Annotated in this window: 25 protein-coding genes; 5 read left to right on the top strand and 20 right to left on the bottom strand. The window is 36.0% G+C overall.

Going from position 1 to position 20607, the window contains the following annotated elements; translation table 11 throughout:
• Nucleotides 1-25: 25 nt before the first annotated feature.
• Nucleotides 26-1732, bottom strand: a complete 1707-nt coding sequence (locus GUB10_RS05540) for a DUF885 family protein (protein WP_193710436.1) — start codon at nt 1730-1732, stop codon at nt 26-28.
• A gap of 160 nt (nt 1733-1892) precedes the next feature.
• Between GUB10_RS05540 and GUB10_RS05535 the strand changes: the two genes are divergently transcribed.
• The gene (locus tag GUB10_RS05535; protein WP_193710435.1) at nt 1893-2075 is read left to right on the top strand and encodes a hypothetical protein; all 183 of its coding nucleotides are present in this window, start codon (nt 1893-1895) and stop codon (nt 2073-2075) included.
• Entirely contained in the window at nt 2063-2359 is a 297-nt protein-coding gene (locus tag GUB10_RS16110; RefSeq protein ID WP_193710434.1) for a type II toxin-antitoxin system RelE/ParE family toxin, read from the top strand. Before GUB10_RS05535 ends, GUB10_RS16110 begins: the two co-directional genes overlap by 13 nt.
• A gap of 22 nt (nt 2360-2381) precedes the next feature.
• On the opposite strand, the gene GUB10_RS05525 is transcribed toward GUB10_RS16110, so the two are convergent.
• The 10 genes from GUB10_RS05525 to ruvC form a co-directional block, all read right to left on the bottom strand.
• Nucleotides 2382-3389 (bottom strand): metal-dependent hydrolase, encoded by a 1008-nt coding sequence (locus tag GUB10_RS05525; RefSeq protein WP_193710433.1) that lies wholly within the window; start codon nt 3387-3389, stop codon nt 2382-2384.
• A gap of 214 nt (nt 3390-3603) precedes the next feature.
• The gene (locus tag GUB10_RS05520) at nt 3604-5382 is read right to left on the bottom strand and encodes a DNA mismatch repair protein MutS (RefSeq protein WP_193710432.1); all 1779 of its coding nucleotides are present in this window, start codon (nt 5380-5382) and stop codon (nt 3604-3606) included.
• Nucleotides 5375-5740 (bottom strand): MmcQ/YjbR family DNA-binding protein, encoded by a 366-nt coding sequence (locus GUB10_RS05515; protein WP_193710431.1) that lies wholly within the window; start codon nt 5738-5740, stop codon nt 5375-5377. Before GUB10_RS05515 ends, GUB10_RS05520 begins: the two co-directional genes overlap by 8 nt.
• Before the next feature lie 135 nt (nt 5741-5875).
• The gene (locus tag GUB10_RS05510) at nt 5876-6490 is read right to left on the bottom strand and encodes a DUF4230 domain-containing protein (protein WP_193710430.1); all 615 of its coding nucleotides are present in this window, start codon (nt 6488-6490) and stop codon (nt 5876-5878) included.
• Between the two features lies 1 nt (nt 6491).
• Nucleotides 6492-6842, bottom strand: coding sequence for a DUF4260 domain-containing protein (locus GUB10_RS05505; RefSeq protein ID WP_193710429.1), 351 nt, complete (start codon nt 6840-6842; stop codon nt 6492-6494).
• Nucleotides 6839-7585 carry a cyclase family protein gene (locus GUB10_RS05500; protein WP_193710428.1) on the bottom strand — a complete coding sequence of 249 codons (747 nt, stop codon included), beginning with the start codon at nt 7583-7585 and terminating at the stop codon, nt 6839-6841. The genes GUB10_RS05505 and GUB10_RS05500 overlap by 4 nt, the downstream gene beginning before the upstream one ends.
• Before the next feature lie 44 nt (nt 7586-7629).
• A complete protein-coding gene (locus GUB10_RS05495) occupies nt 7630-7935 on the bottom strand; it encodes a type II toxin-antitoxin system RelE/ParE family toxin (RefSeq protein ID WP_193710427.1) in 306 nt (101 codons plus the stop codon).
• Nucleotides 7919-8068, bottom strand: coding sequence for a hypothetical protein (locus tag GUB10_RS05490; protein WP_227740308.1), 150 nt, complete (start codon nt 8066-8068; stop codon nt 7919-7921). The genes GUB10_RS05495 and GUB10_RS05490 overlap by 17 nt, the downstream gene beginning before the upstream one ends.
• A 124-nt stretch (nt 8069-8192) precedes the next feature.
• On the bottom strand, nt 8193-9320 hold the full coding sequence (hemW, locus tag GUB10_RS05485; protein ID WP_193710426.1) for a radical SAM family heme chaperone HemW: 1128 nt from the start codon (nt 9318-9320) through the stop codon (nt 8193-8195).
• 23 nt (nt 9321-9343) lie between these two features.
• Nucleotides 9344-9895 (bottom strand): crossover junction endodeoxyribonuclease RuvC, encoded by a 552-nt coding sequence (ruvC, locus tag GUB10_RS05480; RefSeq protein WP_193710425.1) that lies wholly within the window; start codon nt 9893-9895, stop codon nt 9344-9346.
• Nucleotides 9896-10067: 172 nt separating this feature from the next.
• Here ruvC and GUB10_RS05475 point away from each other — a divergent pair, with 172 nt between their 5' ends.
• Nucleotides 10068-11216: a glycosyltransferase gene (locus GUB10_RS05475; RefSeq protein WP_193710424.1), complete on the top strand. Its 1149-nt coding sequence runs from the start codon at nt 10068-10070 to the stop codon at nt 11214-11216.
• Nucleotide 11217: 1 nt separating this feature from the next.
• A complete protein-coding gene (locus GUB10_RS05470) occupies nt 11218-11502 on the top strand; it encodes a YciI family protein (RefSeq protein WP_193710423.1) in 285 nt (94 codons plus the stop codon).
• Nucleotides 11503-11669: 167 nt separating this feature from the next.
• Here the strand turns inward: GUB10_RS05470 and GUB10_RS05465 are convergent, their stop codons facing one another.
• The 6 genes from GUB10_RS05465 to GUB10_RS05440 all read right to left on the bottom strand — a co-directional run bounded on the left by GUB10_RS05465 (nt 11670) and on the right by GUB10_RS05440 (nt 16360).
• Entirely contained in the window at nt 11670-12239 is a 570-nt protein-coding gene (locus GUB10_RS05465) for a hypothetical protein (RefSeq protein ID WP_227740307.1), read from the bottom strand.
• A gap of 68 nt (nt 12240-12307) precedes the next feature.
• Nucleotides 12308-12703, bottom strand: coding sequence for a biopolymer transporter ExbD (locus tag GUB10_RS05460; protein ID WP_193710422.1), 396 nt, complete (start codon nt 12701-12703; stop codon nt 12308-12310).
• Between the two features lie 76 nt (nt 12704-12779).
• The gene (locus GUB10_RS05455; protein ID WP_227740306.1) at nt 12780-13895 is read right to left on the bottom strand and encodes a lipopolysaccharide assembly protein LapB; all 1116 of its coding nucleotides are present in this window, start codon (nt 13893-13895) and stop codon (nt 12780-12782) included.
• Between the two features lie 22 nt (nt 13896-13917).
• Nucleotides 13918-15351 (bottom strand): M56 family metallopeptidase, encoded by a 1434-nt coding sequence (locus GUB10_RS05450; protein ID WP_193710420.1) that lies wholly within the window; start codon nt 15349-15351, stop codon nt 13918-13920.
• Complete coding sequence (locus GUB10_RS05445) at nt 15351-15713, bottom strand: BlaI/MecI/CopY family transcriptional regulator (protein WP_193710419.1); 363 nt, start codon at nt 15711-15713, stop codon at nt 15351-15353. The genes GUB10_RS05450 and GUB10_RS05445 overlap by 1 nt, the downstream gene beginning before the upstream one ends.
• 113 nt (nt 15714-15826) lie before the next feature.
• Nucleotides 15827-16360: a hypothetical protein gene (locus GUB10_RS05440; protein ID WP_193710418.1), complete on the bottom strand. Its 534-nt coding sequence runs from the start codon at nt 16358-16360 to the stop codon at nt 15827-15829.
• A gap of 100 nt (nt 16361-16460) precedes the next feature.
• On the opposite strand from GUB10_RS05440, the gene GUB10_RS05435 reads away from it, so the two are divergent.
• On the top strand, nt 16461-16958 hold the full coding sequence (locus GUB10_RS05435) for a DUF456 domain-containing protein (RefSeq protein WP_193710417.1): 498 nt from the start codon (nt 16461-16463) through the stop codon (nt 16956-16958).
• 104 nt (nt 16959-17062) lie between these two features.
• On the opposite strand, the gene GUB10_RS05430 is transcribed toward GUB10_RS05435, so the two are convergent.
• The 3 genes from GUB10_RS05430 to GUB10_RS05420 all read right to left on the bottom strand — a co-directional run bounded on the left by GUB10_RS05430 (nt 17063) and on the right by GUB10_RS05420 (nt 20601).
• A complete protein-coding gene (locus GUB10_RS05430) occupies nt 17063-17362 on the bottom strand; it encodes an HPF/RaiA family ribosome-associated protein (protein WP_193710416.1) in 300 nt (99 codons plus the stop codon).
• A gap of 91 nt (nt 17363-17453) precedes the next feature.
• Nucleotides 17454-17894 carry a hypothetical protein gene (locus GUB10_RS05425; protein ID WP_193710415.1) on the bottom strand — a complete coding sequence of 147 codons (441 nt, stop codon included), beginning with the start codon at nt 17892-17894 and terminating at the stop codon, nt 17454-17456.
• Between the two features lie 79 nt (nt 17895-17973).
• On the bottom strand, nt 17974-20601 hold the full coding sequence (locus tag GUB10_RS05420) for a cation-transporting P-type ATPase (RefSeq protein ID WP_193710414.1): 2628 nt from the start codon (nt 20599-20601) through the stop codon (nt 17974-17976).
• Between the last annotated feature and the right edge of the window lie 6 nt (nt 20602-20607).

The raw sequence follows: 20607 nt of genomic DNA, 5'->3' as shown, positions 1-20607 counted from the left end.
CTGAATAAATTGAACTGATATGTTGCTATTGCGCTTCTTCAATATATTTATCTACCCTTTCTTCTAAAATTGGTAATGTAACCACTCCCTGTTCTAAAATCACTTCGTGAAAATCACGAATATCAAATTGGGCACCCAGGGCTTTTTCTGCTTTTTTACGTAATTCCCTGATTTTTATTTCCCCAATTTTATAGGAAACTGCCTGTCCGGGCCAGGAGATATATCGATCTACTTCGGTATTGATATTATGCATTGAAAGCGCGGTATTCTTTTCAAAATATGCTACCGCTTCTTCCCTACTCCACCCCATGGCGTGAATCCCTGTATCTATTACCAATCGGCAGGCGCGCCATTGTTCATAAGTTAGTTTTCCAAACAACTCATAAGGCGTAGTGTATATCCCCATGTCTTCAGCTAGAAATTCGGAATAGAGGCCCCAGCCTTCTCCGTAAGCAGATAAATACATATTTCTTCGGAATTTTGGAATGCTATCACCCAATTCGGCATTTAAAGCATTTTGTAAATGATGTCCGGGCACGGCCTCATGCGCTGTTAAAGATGGCAACACATATAAAGGACGATTAGGTAAATTATAAGTATTTACCCAATAATAACCCGGCTGGGTTTCATTGGAAGCTCCAATATAGCGTCCTGTAGTATACTTTGGTGCGATAGCATCGGGTACTTTTGCCACTCCGTAAGGTTTCCTGGGCAAGGTCTTAAAATAAGCGGGGAGTTTGGCATCTATGCGTTTAGAAATATCACGGGCTTCTTTAAGTAATTCTTCCCCTGTTTTGGCATAAAATTGCTCATCGGTTCTTAGGAAATGAATAAATTCTTCAAAACTTCCATCAAACTCAACCTCGGCAATTATTTTTTTCATTTCTGAATTAATCCGCGCTACTTCCTCTAAACCAATTTGATGAATTTCTTCTGCTGTTAAATCTAAGGTTGTATAATAATTCAGCCTGTTTTGATAATAGTCCCTACCATTAGGAATTTCAGAAACGCCTAAACTTGTTCGTGTATTTGGCAGATATTCAGTTTCAAAAAAAGCTTTAATTCTTTTAAACTGCGGAATTACATTTTCGGCAATCGCATTTTCAGCGGCATTTAAAACAGAGTCCGTTTGGGTTTTTGAAAGTGTTTTTGGCAGGTTTAGAAAAGGTTCATAGAAATAACTTTCTTTTGGATCTTCTAAAATTTGATTGTTATAGGTAGCTTCGTAACCTTTAAATATAACCAGAGGTTGTGTATTGCCTTTCTTTAAACCTTCCCGCAACAAAGCGAAATGCTGATCTACATAAGTTGGTATGGCATTTAATTTATTTAAATAAGCCTTTACCTGTGCATAGGTATTTAAATCCCGCACCTGGTAAGCCAGGCTTAAATGAAATCCAGAATCAGAAAGCAACGGATTTAAATAGGCTTCGTAGGTGTAACGATCTACGGTCTCCTGGAGTTTAAACTTTAGCATTTCCAACGAAATTGCTTCAGTTTCACTAAGCGTATTAGCTTTAATATTATTGAGTTCTTCTAAACCTGCTTCGGCAAATTCAGCTTGTTTTTTATAATATTCTTCGGTATAAAGGCCTAAAGGAAAATCTTCGCGATCGTAGGCTTTGTAATTTTCTATTTTGCTAATTATGGAGTCTAATTTTACGGAAGCTTCCTGCGCAGAAAAAGTGGAAATAAATAAAAATACAATAGCAATGCTCAAATAATATTTCATAAATAGGTAGAATTTTCGCTAAGATAAGATTTATAAAGAAGTTTATATGGAATTTAGCTTGCTACGAATAAACGAATATTTTTTGTTCAGTAACTCCTTTCTTTAAATTTAAACTCAGATTAAAATTGTATCTTGTTATTGGATTCAAATTGATGTAAAAATGCTTACAAAAAGCAAATTAAGGGAAGAGATTGAAAAACTGCCGGAGACATTTTCTATTGATGAGTTGGTAGAACGTTTGATTTTTATTGAAAAAGTAGAAAATGGTATAAATCAGTCAAAGAAAGGAGATGTTATTTCTGAGGAACAATTGGATAAGGAGATTGAAAAATGGTTCAAATAAACTGGACATTTCAAGCCATATCTGATTTAAAAAGTATTGGGGAATACATTGGTAGGGATTCTAAAAAATATGCTAGGTTACAAATTATTAAACTTAGGAATCGAACAAAAATTCTTCATACTCAAATCTATTCAGGTAAATCGGTCCCTGAAATAAATCATCCTAAAATTAGAGAGTTAATTGAAGGGAACTATCGAATTATCTATAAAATACTGAATAACAAAAGAGTAGACATCCTTACTATTCATCACTCAGCCAGAAATTTAAAGGCTGAAAATCTCTAAATTCATTTCAAATTCCACACCACTAATTTCCCAAAATACGTGTACCCAACTGCGACAAAAGTTCTTTTGCATCACCACGTGTTTTTTCAGTCTCTATGGCTTTAATTTCCCCCTCTTCTTCCACGAGTTTATAGCTAAAAGCAAAATCGGCATCCACCCTGGCTATTGGGCTTAAAGTACCAAAACGAAGATCGTTAAAATAAATCTCCCCTTCCTTTTCTGAAATGGTAAACCAGCCTTCTGAAATAGCAATAAGGCGTTTTACATTAGGCTTTTCTCTCCAGGGACCCAGTAAATGGTGATTCTTGGGATGTGCTACAAAGTCTATTGGTTGTGTATCAAAAATTGAATAATTCCCAATTAAATAAGCATCATCCACCTCTACATTTGCCGTCCATAGAATAGCATTTAGCGGAGCGGGTTTGGTTTCTATTTTATAATAAGCAATACCCTGATTTTCTAAAGCTTCGGTAAACTTAGTAAAGGTATAAAGTTTTAATGCCGGGGTAATTACCAATAGGTAAACGCTACTAATTATAAGGCCAAGATTGTTAAGTTTTCTCCTTTCTTTTGTTCCTCTTTTCTTTCGCATTGCCAGGATTAAAAACACTAAAAACGGTAAAGTATATAGTGGATCTATCACAAAAATATTCTTATAGGCCAGGCGCACTTCCAGAGGCCAGAATAACTGTGTGCCCCAGGTGGTATGCGAATCTAAAAGCGGATGCGTAAATAAGCCCCAAAACATTAACCAGGACCAATTTTGCCAGGTGGCCTTAGATTTCTTTTCAATCTTTGAGATCAACCAGCCAAAAATGGGCGCAAAAAGTATAGAAAATATAATAGAATGAGTAAAACCACGGTGAATTTCAATAGCGGTAATGGTATCGGTAAAAGCACTTGCAAAAGTGTCTAAATCGGGTATGGTGCCTGCAATGGCTCCATACAGCATTGCTTTATTGCCTACTTTTTTGCCTAAAACTGCTTCGCCAACCGCAGCGCCCAGTACTATTTGTGTTAATGAATCCATTTATAACTTTTTTCTTTACCGATTTAACATCTCCTTTTCGAAAAGAAAAGCTAGATAGTAATAAAGCTTTTAATCACTTCATACTGCTTCCCAATCTAATACGCTTATAAGATCTTGTTAGAAGCTGAAACAAATTCAGCTTGACGAAAATAAGACATTTCATATAACCTCAACTAAAGCCTGGAAAAGGTTCCGAAAACTTTAATTCTAGCGTTTAATCGTCTACAATCTCCATCTTTCTAAGCAAGAAAGAGGCGTTCATATTCTGGCAAATTCCATCTTTAAACTTATAATCAAAATGCAGTTCGTCGTTAATGATTTCTGCATCAAAATAATGGTTCTTCACCTGGGGTAATTCTGAAGTGATTTCGCATAAACTCAAATCGTGCGTTGCAATAATTCCGGTTGAATTGGAGTTCACCAGTTTCCGAATAAACTTCTTAGAGCCTATGGCCTTATCACTACTATTGGTTCCTTTTAATATTTCATCCAGAATAATAAAATAACGATCGGTTTTTATTTCATCTACAATAAATTTTAAGCGCTTTAATTCTGAAAAGAAATAAGACTCGTCATCGCTTAGCGAATCACTGGTGCGCATACTGGTAATAAGTTTTATGGGCGAATATTGACAGGCTTCTGCACAAACCGGAAGCCCTATATTACTCATTAAGATTTGTAGGGAAACCGTTCTTAAGAAGGTACTTTTCCCGGCCATATTGGCCCCGGTAATTATAAAAAATTCTTCCCTACCAATAGAGAAATCATTTGCAATCCTTTTATTAGGATCTAAAAGTGGATGTGCCAACCTTCTTGCTGTAATCCCTCTTTTTTCGTTTATGATTTCAGGAAAAACATAAGCCGGATGGTTGAAAACAAAATTACCCAACGAATTATAAGCATCGGTAGTTTCAATCACTTCAAACCAATTTTCTACGTGCTGCCTGTAGCTTGCGATCCATTTTTCAAGTTTGTAGCATTGTCTAAGGTCCCATAGCAAAAAACCATTGCCCAAAATGCCAAAAATCATATTATTTCGCTGGTCTAAGGCATCAATTGCTTTAGAAAATTCTTTAAAAATGGCAGAAGCTTTTTTCTTTTCTGAACGGATTAAAGCCTGGTTCTTTTTTAATATTTCTGAAGAAAAATCTTTCTGTTCCAGCAAGCCAAGTAACAAATGATATTGATGAAAAGTATCCTGTACTTTACTCACGCTACCCGACAATAAATTGATTTTTTTCAGGTAAATCCCTGTAAAAAGTACTCCCGCCAAAAACCATAAAAAAAGGTGAATCCCTTTTAAATAATCAAACGAATAACCGGCAATTACCAAAATGGAAATCGCCGAAAATACTGTTGGCAACCATTTTACGTAATCTGGAACAAAATTCTTATAGTTTTTAAACCATTTAATAACAGTTTTAGAAGGTGTTTCAGTCTTCACTAATTTAGCTAAAGCAGTAAACTCCTGCCGCCATTTTGGCTTTTTAGCCAGTTCTTTAATGGCTTCCTGTTTTAAGGGTATATTCTCTATGCTGTTTTCGGTAAAAATACCCGCCAGTTTTTTGGTCCCTTCATAAAGTGCGGTTCGATTTGCATATTGAAAAAACGATCCCCGCCCAAATAAATCTATATCCTGACTGTAGGGATGTGTGGGCTTTTCAAATTCACTTCCATCGGGGAGCTCTTGAAAATACCTGGTGTTTAGAATATCTATTTCCTGTTCATTCAGCTTGATGATTTCTTTTTGTTTATCGCTTTCATCTTTTAGGTTGCTATGCCTGGATACCAGGAACAAAAAAAGTGCAATCCCACCAATAATTACCGGTACGATTACATTCATATTTCCGAAGAAATAATAAACTGCAAAACAAATCGCTAAAAAAATCAATAGCCTAATCAAGCTGGAAACCAATAATTTTTTTGAAATCTTAGCTAATTCCTGCCTGTGTATTTCTTTCTGTTTTGTATAAAATTCTAATGGGTTATTCATCTAAATCTTTAAGTTCTTGTTGTTGTTTTTTGGTTAATCCTGAAATTACCAAATGATACGAATCGTCTACCAATTGGAAAACAAAATCGGGCTTTAGGTGACCATCGAGGATAACTGTATTCCAATGCTGTTTGTTCATATGGTAACCGGGCAAAATATTGTTTTCGTATGTTTCCCGCAAGTTAATTGCTTTTTCAGGATCACATTTTAAATTTACACTAAGCGGAATCGCATCCAGACTGGCCAAAGCAAAAATCTTGCCCATTACTTTAAAAACCAGCACATCGGGACCAAAAGGAAGTCCTTCTGTCACTCCTTTTTTGTTTATGCAATAGTTTCTTAGTGTTTCTATATCCATATGTTTAGGAATTATCATTCTGAAACCTCTGCGGAATTTATTTCAGTAAAAACGGAAATCTATCTAATAATCAATATGCTAGGTCCTGACTTCTCGACTCCGCTAGAAGTGACGAATTCAGGGTGACGTCATCGTCTATTTTTCGATTTTTGACTGATTTCTATCTTCCAAAGTTAGTGCGGTATAATCTAATTTCCAGCCTATGGTTTCTACTATTTTTTCCATTAACAAAATGGTATCCAGTGCCTCTTTTCTTGCCTGGTCTAACAAACCGCTTTGCGGAATTTTATCTACAATATAGTTTTTGGCGTCCCGATTAATATCGGTAAGATCTGATGTGGTAAAAGGATTTGCCCAACCTTCGCGCTTATCGTAGTACTTAAAATCTGTCTCTACCGTAAGCAATTCAGGCTGCGGAAAATTGGTTAGTACAATGGTTTTTCTTTCGTTTTCACTGGTCATTCGCACTTTACTAAGATCGAAACCTACGTGTGCTTTGGCATTCACCAGTACAATTGCCTTTTTCTTCCCTAAAAGCAAGCTTAGGTATTTTTCCTTTAAATTCTCGTAATGATAGACTTCAGAAAAATCGCCTTCAACGGTGATGAACTTACAAACACTTCTAATTTTATCCATAATCACCAACGACTGCTCGTTGGTTTTAAGTTTTGATTTCTCCTTATTAAACCTGGCAAAAATAAAATAAGCCACAACCGCTCCCACGGCCAATCCGATAAATAAAAATTCCATATTAATTTCCTATTTCTCCCAAATGAGTGAATTTAAAACCTTTTTCATATTTAAGGCCATAGCCTAAAATACGATCAAAAGCCACGTGTGAAAACAAAATTACACCTATTAATTGAAATACTTCATTTTGCAGATAGAATCCCAAAAACCAAATTAAAATTGCCAATCCCCTGTGATGAAAAAGATTATAGGTAAAAGCACCTATTTTAGTATTGAAGAGATATCCCAGCATACCAAAATCTGGTGTAAAAAATAAAACCAAAAACCACCACCAGTCAAAGTCTAATTGACTAAATACAAAGATTCCCAACATGAACATTGCGAGTTCTTCAAGTGTGAGTGTTACTTTCATAATAATTTATATAAAACAGGCTTTGAGGGGCTGGCATCGTTTTCAAAAGAAGCTATTTGCAGGTTTAATAAATAAGCTCCATCTTCAATAGTATTTGGCACATAAACTAATTCGGTAATAGTAGCCTCAAACCGGGTCTTCTTCGGATAATTCCAAAAAGCCTTGTGCGCCAATAGTTTCCCGCCGTCTTTTTCTTTATCTACAGAGGGCAAATCTATAAGCAGATGTTTTATGCCACAATTCCTAAGGTAAACTGCAGCTTCTTCGCTAAGATATGGCCAATTGGTATGCGAATATTTTTTGGTTTGTTTTTCCCTAAAATTGGGCAGGGTTCTTATAATTAAGGCTTCTGTTTCGTTAGCCTGGATTTTTTCCTTTAAAATGGCTTCAGAAATCACTTTATCTTCTCCCCTTGTTTCAGGTTCTATTGAAATCAACTTAGAAAGAAAGAAGAAAGTTATCAGCGTTTGATTGATGCTGTAAAATTCCCTGGAAATATGTCCCACACATTCTGTATGCGTAGCGTGTGCGTGCGGATTAAACTGAATAGTATTAAAATTAACCGAAGCGCCTTCTGAAACTTTCCCAATAAAATCACCGTCTTTTACCGGTTTTATTTCAGGGGAACCTAAATACCAGGCCACCGGATTCTTTTCATCACCCCGCAAACCAATGGAAATATCCAGGGGTTTGGAAAGATCGGTTTTAAAATCCTTAGCTTTAAAATTAATGTTCGTTAGCATTCAGCTAAATTATAAAAAGAGTTGGTAGAATAAGCCGGTAAAATTTATTGAAACTTAATTTTATCAGGATCCTTTCTATTAGAAAAGAAAGATAGAATTTCAATCTTTTCGTTGTGCAGTCTATCATACAGCGTATTAAATCTTGCAATTACAGCTCTGTGAATATTTTGCTTTTTATAGGAGGCCTGAAATATGGTTGGGTTTTTAGAAATTAACTCAAGGGTATGATCTAAGTGTCTAAATAATTTTTGGAGCTCTTTTTCAGTCCAGTTTTCTTCTAAATAGGCTATTGTTTCCTCAAGTTCAGAAAGTGCGTGAACAGTCCAAAAAATCTTATAACCATTTTTCATAGAGTTTCCTGGCTTCAGATTGCGGTTTTAAGTTCCCGGAATTGGCATCTTCAATTCCTTTCCCTATAGATTTTTTCTCGCCTTCATTTATCTTATTCCACCAATCAGCCTTCTCACTCTCTCTCAATTTCATTAATTTATCTATAATGATTTCATTATCCAAAGTGGATAACCATTGAATTAATTCTATTTTCTTGTTTTTAATATCTATAGCCGTAACTCAAATTTACGATTTTTGACTTTAATTTCGATATTTATCATTCCAGAAAAAACAAATCGGCAGCAATACCGTCGCTTAAAAATTTTCCTTTGGCAGTAATATGAAAAACCCCATTTTTTTCCTCAAGTAAATTTTCTTCTTGCAATGGCTTTGCAAGCTCCACAAAGTGATTTTTGTAATCTTCTCCAAATTTTTCGGAAACCTCAGCAATATTCACCCCAAATTTTGTGCGAAGCCTCGTCATCACATATTCGTTGTATTTATCTGAAAGTGATAAGGTCTCAGTTTCCTGCGGAATTTTATCATTTTCGAGAGCCTTTATGTAAAGAGGATTGTTAGAAACATTCCATTTCCTGGAGTTGCCATCATAAGAATGCGCGGCGGGCCCAATTCCTAAATACGGTTTCCCCAACCAATAAGCGGTATTGTTCTCTGAAAAATAGCCGGGCTTGCCAAAGTTTGAAAACTCATAATGTTCAAACCCATTTTTAGTAAGGGTTTCAACCAGAATTTCGAAATGAAGTTTAGCAGCATCGTCATCTACCGGTTTTATTTTCCCCCTTTCAATAAATTTATGTAATGCGGTATTTGGTTCTACCGTAAGCGCATAACTGGAAATATGAGGCACACCAAGTTCCAACGAAATTTCCACATTTCGCTGCCATCGCTCAACACTCATTCCCGGGATTCCGTAGATAAGATCTATAGAGATATTATCGAAAGTTTGTTTAGCAAGTTTTATGCTTTTTAAAGCTTCTTCGGCATTATGGGCGCGGTTCATCAGCTTTAAATCTTCTTCAAAAAAAGATTGCACCCCAATACTTAAACGGTTTATTTTAGAAACCGAAAGCATTTTCAACTTTTCTTCGGTTAAATCATCGGGATTGGCTTCCAGGGTAATTTCAGGGTTATCGGCAATCTTATAATTCGCATAAATGGTCTCAAAAATTTTCTGAAGCTCATCTGCTTCCAACAAACTAGGCGTTCCGCCTCCAAAATAAATGGTATTGATTTCAGGGGGATTAAGCTCATTTTTCCGAAGCAGCAATTCCTTACATAACATTTCCACAAGTTTAGCTTTCTTTTTTAAAGAGGTAGAAAAATGAAAATCACAGTAATGACAAGCCTGCTTACAAAAAGGAATATGAATGTAAATACCAGCCATTTTATAAATTTGAAAAGCTTAAATTATTTAATTTTGTTCGGGTTTTGCTTTACGAAGGCAGCCCATCCGGAATAGCTTTTTCCCATTTGAGTTTTCCCCGAATTGTAGAAGTGACAAACCGCAGCTGCAAGCCCATCGGTTGAGTCGAGATTTTTCGGTAATGATTTCAAACCCAACAAACTTTGCAACATTTTTGCCACCTGTTCTTTGCTGGCGTTCCCATTACCAGTAATTGCCATTTTGATTTTCTTGGGTAAATATTCGGTAATTGGGATTTCTCGTGAGAGTCCGGCGGCCATCGCCACACCCTGTGCCCTGCCTAATTTAAGCATAGATTGCACATTTTTACCAAAAAATGGTGCTTCAATCGCAATTTCATCGGGATGGTAAGTATCTATTAATTCTATGGTTCGTTCAAAAATCAATTTAAGTTTTACATAGGGATCGCTGTATTTACTTAGCTGCAATTCGTTGAGCTGCATAAACTTCATCTGTTTATTTTCCACTTTTATAAGTCCGAAACCCATAATCGTGGTACCTGGATCAATTCCTAAAATGATTCTTTCACTCTTCAAAATAAATGTTTCAATATAATACTTCCCTAATTTCAAGTAACATCGCAAAGCTAAGCAATTTCGTTTCCTTACTCGCTTTCAAGTCTTTTTAACTTAGCTTTTTTCTTTCAATAAATTCAGAATTCACATTGATTTAATTTACTTTACAGCATAATAAATTAGAAAACCGAGTATGTTCATTATTGTTATTATTTGTGTTTGCTATTCGGTTTTAATGCTCATATTGCTGCATGGATGGAAAAAAATCCCTGAATTCTCTTCGGAAAATTCAACTGTGCAAATGCGGTTTTCCATTATTGTCCCTTTTAGAAATGAAGCTAAAAACCTACCGGTTTTACTGAATTCCCTTGCTGAAATTAATTACCCGAATTCACAATTTGAAATTATCCTGATAAACGATAACTCTGAAGATAATTCGGTGAAAATTATCGAAGAGTTTCAGGAAAAGTATTCAGAATTAAATGTAAAGCTGTTAGAAAATAAACCTACCTCAAAGGCTCCCAAAAAAGACGCGATTACTACCGCTATTAAGGCTTCAAAATTTGAATATATTATCACCACCGATGCAGACTGCCAAATTTCTAAAACCTGGCTAAAAACTTACAATAGTTTTATTCAAAAAACCAATTGCAGTTTAGTTGCAGGACCGGTTGCATTACTTCAACTTCCCGGAGAAAACACCAATACCGGACGAAAATATATTTTACGGAATTTTGAGGAATTAGATATTCTAAGCCTCCAGGCATCAACCGCGGGTGCTTTTGGTATAAACAGGGCTTTTATGTGTAATGCCGCCAATTTATGTTATAAAAAAGAAGCCTTTTTGGAGGTTTTAGGGTTTTCGGGAAATACTAATATTGCCAGCGGTGACGATGTTTTTTTGCTTCAAAAATTTAAACAAAGAAAATACCCAATAGGTTTTTTAAAATGTAAAGAGGCCATTGTTTACACCCGAGCACAAGATAATTTTAAGAATTTAATTTCTCAACGAATTAGATGGGCTTCCAAAGCGCCGGCTTACACGAGTACCTTTGCTAAAATAACCGGAATCACTGTATTCTTAATGAATGTAAGCCTGGTGATAGCCGCCTTTTTAGTCTTTTTACAGCTGATTAATTATCAGGCTGTTTTAATAATTTTTCTGATAAAGTTTAACCTGGATTTTATTTTAATATATAGCGCGGCTAAATTTTTTAAGCGAGAAACAGTATTACGAAGCTATTTTTGGAGCAGTCTTTTTTATCCTTTTTTTAGCACTTATATCACCCTGAAATCACTATTTTTTGGCTTCTCCTGGAAAGGAAGGGAATTTAAAAAATAAGATGAATTACTATATATTAACATACACCACCTCTGAAAATTACCTGGAGGAACGGGAAAAATATCGAAAAGACCACTTAAGCCACGCAACCGAGTATTTTAATGAAGGATATTTGCTGCTTGGTGGAGCCATAGATTCGGCTAACGAAGCTGTATTGTTTTTTAAAGCCAACAGTGATAAGATTGCCAAAGCTTTTGCAGAAAACGATCTTTATATAAAAAACGGACTTATAAAAAGTGCGTCGGTAAAAAAGTGGAATGTGGCAATTGGGGATGATTTAGTTTAGACTAACTAATACTCTTTTAAGTTTATTCTTAACCGCTTGAATTGATTTTAGTGCCTAAAATTAAGCTTAAATAATTCCTCATTCCAGAAACTGAAACAAGTTCAGCTTGACCGGGTCAAAATCCAATTTTCCATCTCTAAGTAGAGAATAGATGTTCAACTTAAACCTTACTCTGCTTTAATTACAATAGGCATTTTAAAAACCGTAGAAACCGGCACCCCGCGCTTACTTGCCGGATAAATTTTTGGAAGGGAATCTATACTTTGGTCTAACCACAATCGCAATTCAGGTAACTGGCTATTTAAAGTAGAGTCTATTTTAACCGAATCTATTTCAGGACGCCCAGAACTATTTATTTCCAGGTAAAGATAAAGCGTATCGTCTATAGACTCTGTAACTACTGGTTGTTGTTTAGAAAGGTAAGCGTAGATATTTTTAGCAACTTCCCGCTCAAAACAATCCCGGGCTGCTAAAAGTTCGGTTTCGTTCCGGCAGTCTTCAAAAGCCGGATATTCATCTACTTCTTTCCAATTAAGCGTCTTTGCTTCCAGTTCCAGTACTTCTTCCGATGAAATTTTCCTGGTTTCAAAATTACAGGAAGCAATTATTAAAACAGCAACTGCAAGTAGACTATACCGAAAAAAAATCAAAAGGCTATTAGAAAATAAATAAGACTTTAATTTCGAGACAGGTTTTAAAGCCTTTAAATCTCGATTATTGAGTAAAGCTTTTTTCATTGGCAAATACACTTGTACTTTAAGCAAAAGTAAGGAAAATTAAGAGAAGGCTCACTGAAAATGAAGGGCTAATCTTTTATTGCATCCAGTTTTAAAGACTTTATTTCAAACTGCCAGTTAGCCTTATCAAGATCGAGGTTTTTATATTCCAAAAGATATTTATTAGTCTTTGACTTTAAAGCTTCCGTGGCTCTTAAAAGTTGATGATTTATATCCATAACAAATCCGTGTTTCAGGTTTTTGTCTGCATATATATTATAAACAAGTCGGTTATATTTCAACGCCGGCTGCTTATAAAGCAAAGCTTTAGTTTCTTTTAAAAGTTCACTCATTCTCACTTTTTGCTCTTCCAAATAGATGTTTTTTTCGGCATCAACAAAAATATTGACTTCAAAAGCTTCCTGTGCAGTGGCGAAAATAGAAACAAAAAGACTGAAGAAAAATGGAATGATTTTAAATTTCATAGGTGTTAATTAAACAATGATAGGTTTACTTAACCTTAAAAAATAAGTTTGATAGTACTTAAACCTGCAAAGTTTATTAGTTTTTAGCTAAATGTATTTTTTGCTTTAGATCGCTTATTCTGGTTTTTGCCCTATAAAGCATTCCGTCGTTTCCAATACTCTTATATCTATTAAAATACGTCTCGTAGTAGCCAATTACGGCTTCGTGATCTGCCATATAATTATCTGCTGCCACTGCTCGTTCGTACAAAGCTCTTTCGTGATCGGGATTTTCTTCCAGGGCCTTATTAAAATATTCCAAAGCGTTTTTGTGCTTTTCCTGCATTTTATAGGTAAGCCCCAGGCTAAAAAATTCGGCATCTACCGGTTGTTTTTTGATTAGGATAGACATCAATAAATGCGTTTCAGACTTATCTAAGTTTCCGGTTAAAGCATATAATTTCCCCAGCGTGTAATGCGTGGCCGAATTTCGGTCTTCAAAATTCAAAGCTTCCTTATACATCGCTATGGCTTTTTTATAATCGCCAAGCCGGTAATAGGCAAATCCGAGTTTGTTATAGATGAACTCGGTACCTTCTCCTAATGCTATTAACTTCTCATAACGTGGAATTGCCTCCTTATACAGTTTTAAAGATGAATAGGTTTGCGCAAGGATAGAAAGCAATGAGGCATTATTAGGATTGGCACGCAAGCCTTGTTTGCTGAAATGTTCCGCCATAGTATACTGGCGATTCTTCAATTTATCTTTTGCCAGTTTATACAGTGCTCCCTGATGCGTAGTATCAAGGCCTACGGTAAACAAGAAATACTCCATAGCAGTACTGTCTTTTAATTTTTCTTTGATTAAAGCCTGCTGATATTTAAAATTGGCGTTTTGAGGATATTTTTTGTTCAGCTTGTTAAAAAGACTGTCGGCTGAATGTAGTTTTCCAGTTTTCACTAATAATTCGCCATAATCTACCGCGGTTAAAACCCGGTTTGGATTTTTGCGTAAAACCTTTTTGTAATTCTCCAGTGCAATCTCAGGTTGCCGATTGGCCGCATAGTTTTTAGCCAGTTTTAAATAAGTTCTCTCGGTTTTAGGTTCTATTTCCTGAAGCTTGTTTATAGCCTCAGCATATTCCCCTACGGCATACAAGCTATCGGAAACCGCCAAAGCCGAAGTTTGAGCTTCGGCTTTAAAGGCTAACATTAATAAAATGATTATACTTATTTTATTCACCACCATCTACTTGAAAAACTATAGGAAGCGAATACATTACACTAATGTTTTCTCCTTTTTGTTTCCCCGGCTGCATCTGTGGAAGTTTAGAAATCACTCTTATAGCCTCTTCTTCTAAAATAGGGTGCGGCGCTCGTGCTTTTACTTCTACTATTTTTCCGTTCCGATCTATCCTAAATTGGGTTACAACCCTATTGACTCCTTTTAAATTTAACTCTTTCCCTAAATTGGTATTAAAATTTTCATTTACAAATTGGGATATTTGACGGCTCATGCAGTCTTTTCGTTCCTGGTTAGAAGATAAGTCTTCACAGCCCTGAAAAACCGGAACATCCTCTACTACTGCAAATGGAACCCCAACTTCCTTTTCTATAACTATAGGCGGCGGTGGCGTTGAGCCTTTTTCATCTTGAACCATCGCATACATAATTTCCAATAACTGCTGCTTTTCAGTGTCAGATAATTTCTTGCCATCCTCAATAGCCATTTTAATTTCTGCCAATTGTTCAGAAATTGACTGATTATCGTCTATTCCTTCTCTATTTTCAGAACAAGACACATAGGTGAGCATCATAAAAAGTAAAGGCAATACAAATAAGTACTTGTATTTCGCAATTGTTTTTGATCTTGATTTTTGTAACATACTAATTCGTTTTTTGATTAATGAATGATTAAAAAATTGATTGATGAATGAAATATTCTGCGTGTTAAACGCGGAGTTGAGCAACTGTTCATAATAGCTGCGTTTGGTTGTGGTTTTTACCACATTTGCATCGGCGATGAACTCGTGCAATACGGCAATTCTACTCTGGTAGATGTATACCAAAGGATTAAACCAAAATATGATCTTTAAAGCTTCAAAAAATATCAGGTCCAGGCTATGTCTTTGTTTTACGTGAACCAATTCATGAGATAAAATTTGTTGCTTTTCAGCTTCAGATAATTTATCGCCTAAAAACACGGTTTTATAAAAGGTGCAGGCAATTTTCGAGTTGGGAACTTCAATAATTCGCAGCTCCTTATCTTCTGAAATTCTTCTGAAACGAAACAAATGATTGAGATCCCTGTATTTCTTTATCAAAAGCATTAAACTCAGCACCGCTCCCGCAACATAAGTAACCAACCACCAGTTTATTTGCAAGCCCTGTTGAACGACTAACTTTACCGCCGGTAACTCCTGACTAGCTTCTGGTTGACCACCAATATAAACTTCGGGAAGCAAAACCTGAAGGCCAGCGATAGATTCTGCAGGTACCAGTGTGGCGAGGCTTTCAAACTTCAATACTGGCAGTAAAAGGGAAACTAAAGGTGTTACTAGTAAGTACAGCCTGTTTATTGTAAAAAAGGTTTCCTTTTTTAACATCAGTTCGTACAGCAGTAAAAAACCAAGTTGAAAAACGATTACCTGAATTATATACTCAAACATTATTGTTCTTTTTTATTGATTTCTTTTAAAATGGCCTCCAGGTCTTTGGTGTCCATATCGTTTTTCTTCATAAAAAACGAAACCATACTTTTAAAGGAACCATTAAAATAATTGTTCATCAACTTATTGATGCTTTGGTTGCTATAGGTTTCACGAGCCAAAAGCGGAAAATATAAATAGCCTTTTCCCTTTTTTTCGTGATCTACAAAACCTTTATCTTCCAGTATTCTAACAATGGTAGAAACCGTATTGTACGCCGGTTTGGGTGTTGGCATTTCCTCGATAATCGAAGCTACATTAGCCTTCTCCAGTTTCCAGAGAATTTGCATAATCTCTTCTTCGGCTTTGGTTAGTTGTTTCATAATATTTCCTTGTCATTTCCGCGAAGGCGGAAATCTCTTATTATATCCATTTATCCTTCCCACTCTGGCGGAAATCTCTTATTATATAAAATGTCTAGTTTTAAATACCTATACTAATTATTAACATATTTTGTTTTACCACATTGAGCAAAATCTTGTTCCTGTTTAAAGTCAATTCTATTAGTTTTAGAGAATTCCATAATTAATTTCGCGAATTCCTTCTTTTTCATCTCTGATACATTTTCATTTAGAATATTAAAAAAATAATTCTCAATTTCTCCATTAGAATTGAAATAAAGCTTATGAACTATAGCTATTGTAGAATCATCTACTTCCCACTCAAAATTATTTTCGGATAAGTAAGCACCAACTCTTTGATGTAAATCTACCCAGGATTTTCGCACTTTCTTATACTCAGATTTAGATATTTCAGGATTCAATAAATTTGGATGAGTTTTATCTAGCGCTAATTCTCTATATTCCAATAACTCCTGCTTATCATCAAAATTAAATGTATTAACTCCCTCAAACTCTGTTATATCTTTCACTTTTTGTTGAGCGTGCTCTTTGCAACTCAAAACTCCTGTAAATAAAAATAGAATAATAAAAGTCTTTGAGGCCGTCCTATTTACGATAAACTGTTCCATAAGCTGCTAATATAAACTAAGATTTTAGTTTAACCTAATTTTTTAGTTGAAAAATCATTTAAAATTCATCTATATTTGAAAATCTACTTATAAAAACACTATGGATTTACTATTAATAGTTATTGGTGCGGTTTTGATGATATTGGGTGTTCTGGGAAGCTTTTTACCGGTATTGCCCGGGGTACCGCTTAGTTGGCTGGGATTACTACTACTCTATTTATTGCCTTCAATACCCATAAATTACTGGGTTTTGGGCATAGCATTTTTTCTGGCCGCTATAATTTATGCCTTACAACTTGTTATTCCGGCTATGGGAACTAAAAGGTATGGTGGCAGTAAAGCTGGTATGTGGGGGGCTACTATAGGACTGGTTGTAGGAATTTTCACCCCCATTCCCTTAGGAATACTAATTGGAGCTTTTGTAGGGGCCTTTATTGGGGAAATCATCAATAAATCTGACTCTAAATCGGCTTTGCGAGCGGCCTATGGGTCTTTTATTGGCTTACTGGCATCTACCTTTATGGAATTGATAGTGGCAGTAGGCTTCTTCCTTTTCTTTAGTTATAAAGTTTGGGGCTTTAGGGATTTACTATTTTAAAAAAAGAGACTGTTTAAAAATGATTAAACTTCAACTTGGGGATATTGAAATTTACCCAAAAGAATGATTCTATTTCTAATTTTCAAACAGTCCCTGCAAACATCCTAGTGAGCTACAAAAACAGCTTTACGTTTTTTAACTTGCTGTTCCAGTTCGAAGATGGTCTTTTTGATGGCTAATTCAAAACTTTCTTCTGTAGAGGAAGCAAAAATTCTTGGTCCCGGAGCACTTAGCTCTATTTCACAAATTTTTGACTTTCCCGTAGGATCATTTTCTTCTTTAAAATAAACTTCGGCCCTAATAAGCCATTCATATTTTTCTGATAATTTGTTGAGGTTTTCTGATACTAATTCGGTTAAATTTGGTTTTCCTTTTGTTTTTATAAATTGAATGTTGATGAGCATAGTAGTAGTTTTAAGTTTAGACAAAGGTATATTCAAGGCTGTTTTTAAAATATGACAACGGTCACGTTGCCTCGTTTAATTTTGCCGCGTTTCAGGAAATCTCGGGTAGCTTATCGGTGTCTTTTATATATTCGGTTATTTTAAAAAGTTCAAGCCTATTTAACCTAAAAGCTTTTACAAAAGCAGCAATCTCATCTTCTAAATGCTCGTGCTCCAATCTAAAAATTCGGCTATCTTCCATCTTTTCAAGGATCATTTTCCCTATTTGCTGCGTATGCTTTTCGGTTTTATCCAATAAATCATCACAACGCTCTCTAAGCCTCAGCAATTCATTCTTCATTCGTGAAGCTATCCTATAATTCTCATCTTTATCTATCCAAATAAAATAGCTATCTAAAAGTTTATGTAGAAAACTGAGGTCATCCTTAAAAAAATGAAGGTCTGAGTTCCAGTGTTTTGTAAGTGCGTAAAGTTGTTCCATATTGGCTTCAGCGATAAAATCTCCCTTAGGCCGTTTTCTTATATTTTCCATAACTTTAAATATTTATGTAGTATGAAAATTAGCATAAAACCGACTTATAAAAAATGATTTCTCTCAGTCTCCAACAAGTTTAGTTAGCTAATTTTAAATGCTTAAAAATTTGGGATAACAGCAGGGAGGCAGTACCAAAAACCACAACCACCACAAGATGATTAGCAGTAAGCGGCACCAACGATAATGCCCGGGCCATTATTGGAATTTGATATACCACAAGCATAACTAAAACAGAAAAAAACAAGGCAGCCCAAACCCATTTATTTTTTGTCACCTCGTTTTTTAAAAAAGAAACATTTCTGGCAGGAAGGTTAAACACATTAAGCAATTGACCTAATATTAGTGTATAGAAAGCAATATTATTTACCTGGTTTGAGTTTAAGCCCATTTTAAAATGGGTATATAAAACCACTCCAATTACCGCTGCAGTTATACTTAAGCCATATAACACGGTAGCGAACCAAAGTTTTTTTGTTAAAATAGGTTCCTGAGGATCACGTGGGGGAGCTTTCATAATATTTGGATCTCCTTTTCCCACGCCAAGGGCGAGGGCAGGGAAAACATCGGTAATAAGATTTAAAAATAGAATTTGAAGCGGCAGTAAAGGCATAGGCAGGTTACTTAAAGAAGCCAGTGCCACCGCAATGATCTCGGCCAGGTTACAGGAAAGTAAAAAAACAACAAATTGCCTAATATTTTCAAAAATGGTACGGCCCTGTCTAATGGCCAGTTCGGTAGAAGTAAACTTATCATCCATTAGAATTACATCGGCCACTTCTTTGGCGGCTTCGGTGCCCCTAATCCCCATAGCAATGCCTATATCGGCTTTCTTAAGTGCCGGGGCATCATTAACTCCGTCGCCAAGCATTCCTACAATAGCTTTTTTCTTCTGGTAAAATTCTACCAAATCCAGTTTTTGTCCCGGAACCATTCTGGCAAAGATTGCTGCCTCCATTATTTTTTTTTGCTTAACCTCAGGTAAAGTATCTATTTCCTCCAGTTCAGCACCTTTAAGCACCATACTATCTGAAGCATTGGTTGGGATAAGTCCAACTTCCTCTCCTATTTTTCTTGCGGTATCGGGATGGTCTCCGGTAACCATAACCACCCGTATCCCTGCATTTTTATAGGTTTCTATTGCTTGCTTAATATCTTTTCTTGGCGGATCTAAAAAACCCAGAATTCCAACAAATGTGAGATTGTCCATCAGGTTTTCCCTGCCCGGCTTTTCTTTACTTTCTTTGTAGGCGAAAGCCAAAACCCGCATACCTTCGCCAGCGATTAATTCGGCCTGTTTTTCCCATTTTTCTTTATCCTGAAACTCTTTTGATCCTTCTTTAGTTAAAACTAAATCGCAAGATTCTAACAAAGCTTCGAGGGCACCTTTTACACATACCAGGAAATCATCTTCAACGCGATTAACCGTAGCCATCTTTTTGATTTCAGCATCAAAAGGAATTTCCTGAGTTCTGGGATATTTTTGCTGAATTTCTTTACAATTAAAACCCATTTCTGCAGCGAATTCTACCAGGGCGATCTCTACGGCGTCCCCGGCCATTTCGCCATTTTTCATTTTTGAATTGTTGCAGAGACATCCAATATCTATCAACTTTTCAAAAGCAGGATCTTTTTTGAATTTTTCGGCTTCGGTAGCAGGGAATTCTGAAGAAGGAAGCATCACATAATGTACACTCATTTTGTTTTCGGTAAGGGTGCCTGTCTTATCGGTACAAATAATACCGGTTTCGCCTAAAGTTTGAACAGCTTCCAGTTTTTTTATCACCACATTTCTTTTGGAAAGCCTAAGCATTCCCCTGGCAAGGGCTATAGTTGCCACTATGGGCAAGCCTTCGGGAATAGCGGCTACCGCAAGGGCTATTCCGGTTTCAATCATTAATAATAAGTCTTTTCCCTGAAAATAACCGGTAACTATAATAAGCAAGGCCAGGAATAAAGTAAGCCATATAAGCCACCGGCTCAATCTTTTAAGTTTCTTCTCTAAAGGAGTACTTTCTTTTTTAGCGTTTTTGGTAAGCTCGCTAATGCGTCCAATTTCTGTATTAATTCCGGTGGCCACCACCACGGCATTTGCTTTTCCCCTAACCGCAATAGTACCTTTATAAAGCATATTTTTACGCTCGGCCAAAGGAAAATTAACAGGAAGGCTTTCTGTACTTTTTTCTATCTGATTACTCTCACCCGTAAGAATTGCTTCTTTCACGGCAAAACTATCGGTTTCTAACATACGGCAATCGGCAGGAATCACATCGCCGCTTTCCAAAAGCACAATATCGCCGGGCACCAATCCCACTGCCTTTATTTGCTCTTCTTTTCCATCACGCCAAACCCTGGCCCGGGTTTCTACCATTTTTTGCAGTGCCTCTACCGAGCGAAGCGCCTGCCATTCCATAAAAAACCCTATTAAGGTGGTAATAAGAATAACAATTAAAACAGCAGTACCTTCTATGTATTCACCAAAGAGATAAGCCAATGTCATAGCAGCAGCCAGGATATAAATAATGGGATCAAGAAACTGCTCTAAAAAAATGAGGAAGATATTTTTAGATTTTTCCTTTTTTAAGCGGTTATAACCATTTTCCTCCAATCTAGATGTAACCTCGGGATAGGCTAAGCCCTTAGTGGGATCTACATCCAAATCTGCCAAAACTTTTTCAACAGAGAGTCTATGCACATCCTTAATCATTCTATG

Source organism: Salegentibacter sp. BLCTC, assembly GCF_015143665.1.
GTDB classification, from domain to species: Bacteria; Bacteroidota; Bacteroidia; order Flavobacteriales; family Flavobacteriaceae; genus Salegentibacter; species Salegentibacter maritimus.
This window is presented reverse-complemented; position numbering and strand designations above follow the sequence as displayed.

Bases quoted from the DNA above. Each gene is read 5' to 3' on its own strand.
- GUB10_RS05440 (WP_193710418.1), bottom strand. From the start codon at position 16,360: ATGGAACAGTTTATCGTAAATAGGACGGCCTCAAAGACTTTTATTATT.
- GUB10_RS16110 (WP_193710434.1), top strand. From the start codon at position 2,063: ATGGTTCAAATAAACTGGACATTTCAAGCCATATCTGATTTAAAAAGT.
- GUB10_RS05470 (WP_193710423.1), top strand. From the start codon at position 11,218: ATGAATTACTATATATTAACATACACCACCTCTGAAAATTACCTGGAG.
- GUB10_RS05455 (WP_227740306.1), bottom strand. From the start codon at position 13,895: ATGTTAGCCTTTAAAGCCGAAGCTCAAACTTCGGCTTTGGCGGTTTCC.
- GUB10_RS05535 (WP_193710435.1), top strand. From the start codon at position 1,893: ATGCTTACAAAAAGCAAATTAAGGGAAGAGATTGAAAAACTGCCGGAG.
- GUB10_RS05510 (WP_193710430.1), bottom strand. From the start codon at position 6,490: ATGGAATTTTTATTTATCGGATTGGCCGTGGGAGCGGTTGTGGCTTAT.
- GUB10_RS05520 (WP_193710432.1), bottom strand. From the start codon at position 5,382: ATGAATAACCCATTAGAATTTTATACAAAACAGAAAGAAATACACAGG.
- GUB10_RS05525 (WP_193710433.1), bottom strand. From the start codon at position 3,389: ATGGATTCATTAACACAAATAGTACTGGGCGCTGCGGTTGGCGAAGCA.
- hemW (WP_193710426.1), bottom strand. From the start codon at position 9,320: ATGGCTGGTATTTACATTCATATTCCTTTTTGTAAGCAGGCTTGTCAT.
- GUB10_RS05450 (WP_193710420.1), bottom strand. From the start codon at position 15,351: ATGTTTGAGTATATAATTCAGGTAATCGTTTTTCAACTTGGTTTTTTA.
- GUB10_RS05425 (WP_193710415.1), bottom strand. From the start codon at position 17,894: ATGGAAAATATAAGAAAACGGCCTAAGGGAGATTTTATCGCTGAAGCC.
- GUB10_RS05505 (WP_193710429.1), bottom strand. From the start codon at position 6,842: ATGAAAGTAACACTCACACTTGAAGAACTCGCAATGTTCATGTTGGGA.
- GUB10_RS05540 (WP_193710436.1), bottom strand. From the start codon at position 1,732: ATGAAATATTATTTGAGCATTGCTATTGTATTTTTATTTATTTCCACT.
- GUB10_RS05460 (WP_193710422.1), bottom strand. From the start codon at position 12,703: ATGAAATTTAAAATCATTCCATTTTTCTTCAGTCTTTTTGTTTCTATT.
- GUB10_RS05515 (WP_193710431.1), bottom strand. From the start codon at position 5,740: ATGGATATAGAAACACTAAGAAACTATTGCATAAACAAAAAAGGAGTG.
- GUB10_RS05435 (WP_193710417.1), top strand. From the start codon at position 16,461: ATGGATTTACTATTAATAGTTATTGGTGCGGTTTTGATGATATTGGGT.
- GUB10_RS05420 (WP_193710414.1), bottom strand. From the start codon at position 20,601: ATGATTAAGGATGTGCATAGACTCTCTGTTGAAAAAGTTTTGGCAGAT.
- GUB10_RS05490 (WP_227740308.1), bottom strand. From the start codon at position 8,068: ATGAAATTGAGAGAGAGTGAGAAGGCTGATTGGTGGAATAAGATAAAT.
- GUB10_RS05500 (WP_193710428.1), bottom strand. From the start codon at position 7,585: ATGCTAACGAACATTAATTTTAAAGCTAAGGATTTTAAAACCGATCTT.
- GUB10_RS05465 (WP_227740307.1), bottom strand. From the start codon at position 12,239: ATGAAAAAAGCTTTACTCAATAATCGAGATTTAAAGGCTTTAAAACCT.
- GUB10_RS05430 (WP_193710416.1), bottom strand. From the start codon at position 17,362: ATGCTCATCAACATTCAATTTATAAAAACAAAAGGAAAACCAAATTTA.
- GUB10_RS05495 (WP_193710427.1), bottom strand. From the start codon at position 7,935: ATGAAAAATGGTTATAAGATTTTTTGGACTGTTCACGCACTTTCTGAA.
- GUB10_RS05445 (WP_193710419.1), bottom strand. From the start codon at position 15,713: ATGAAACAACTAACCAAAGCCGAAGAAGAGATTATGCAAATTCTCTGG.
- GUB10_RS05475 (WP_193710424.1), top strand. From the start codon at position 10,068: ATGTTCATTATTGTTATTATTTGTGTTTGCTATTCGGTTTTAATGCTC.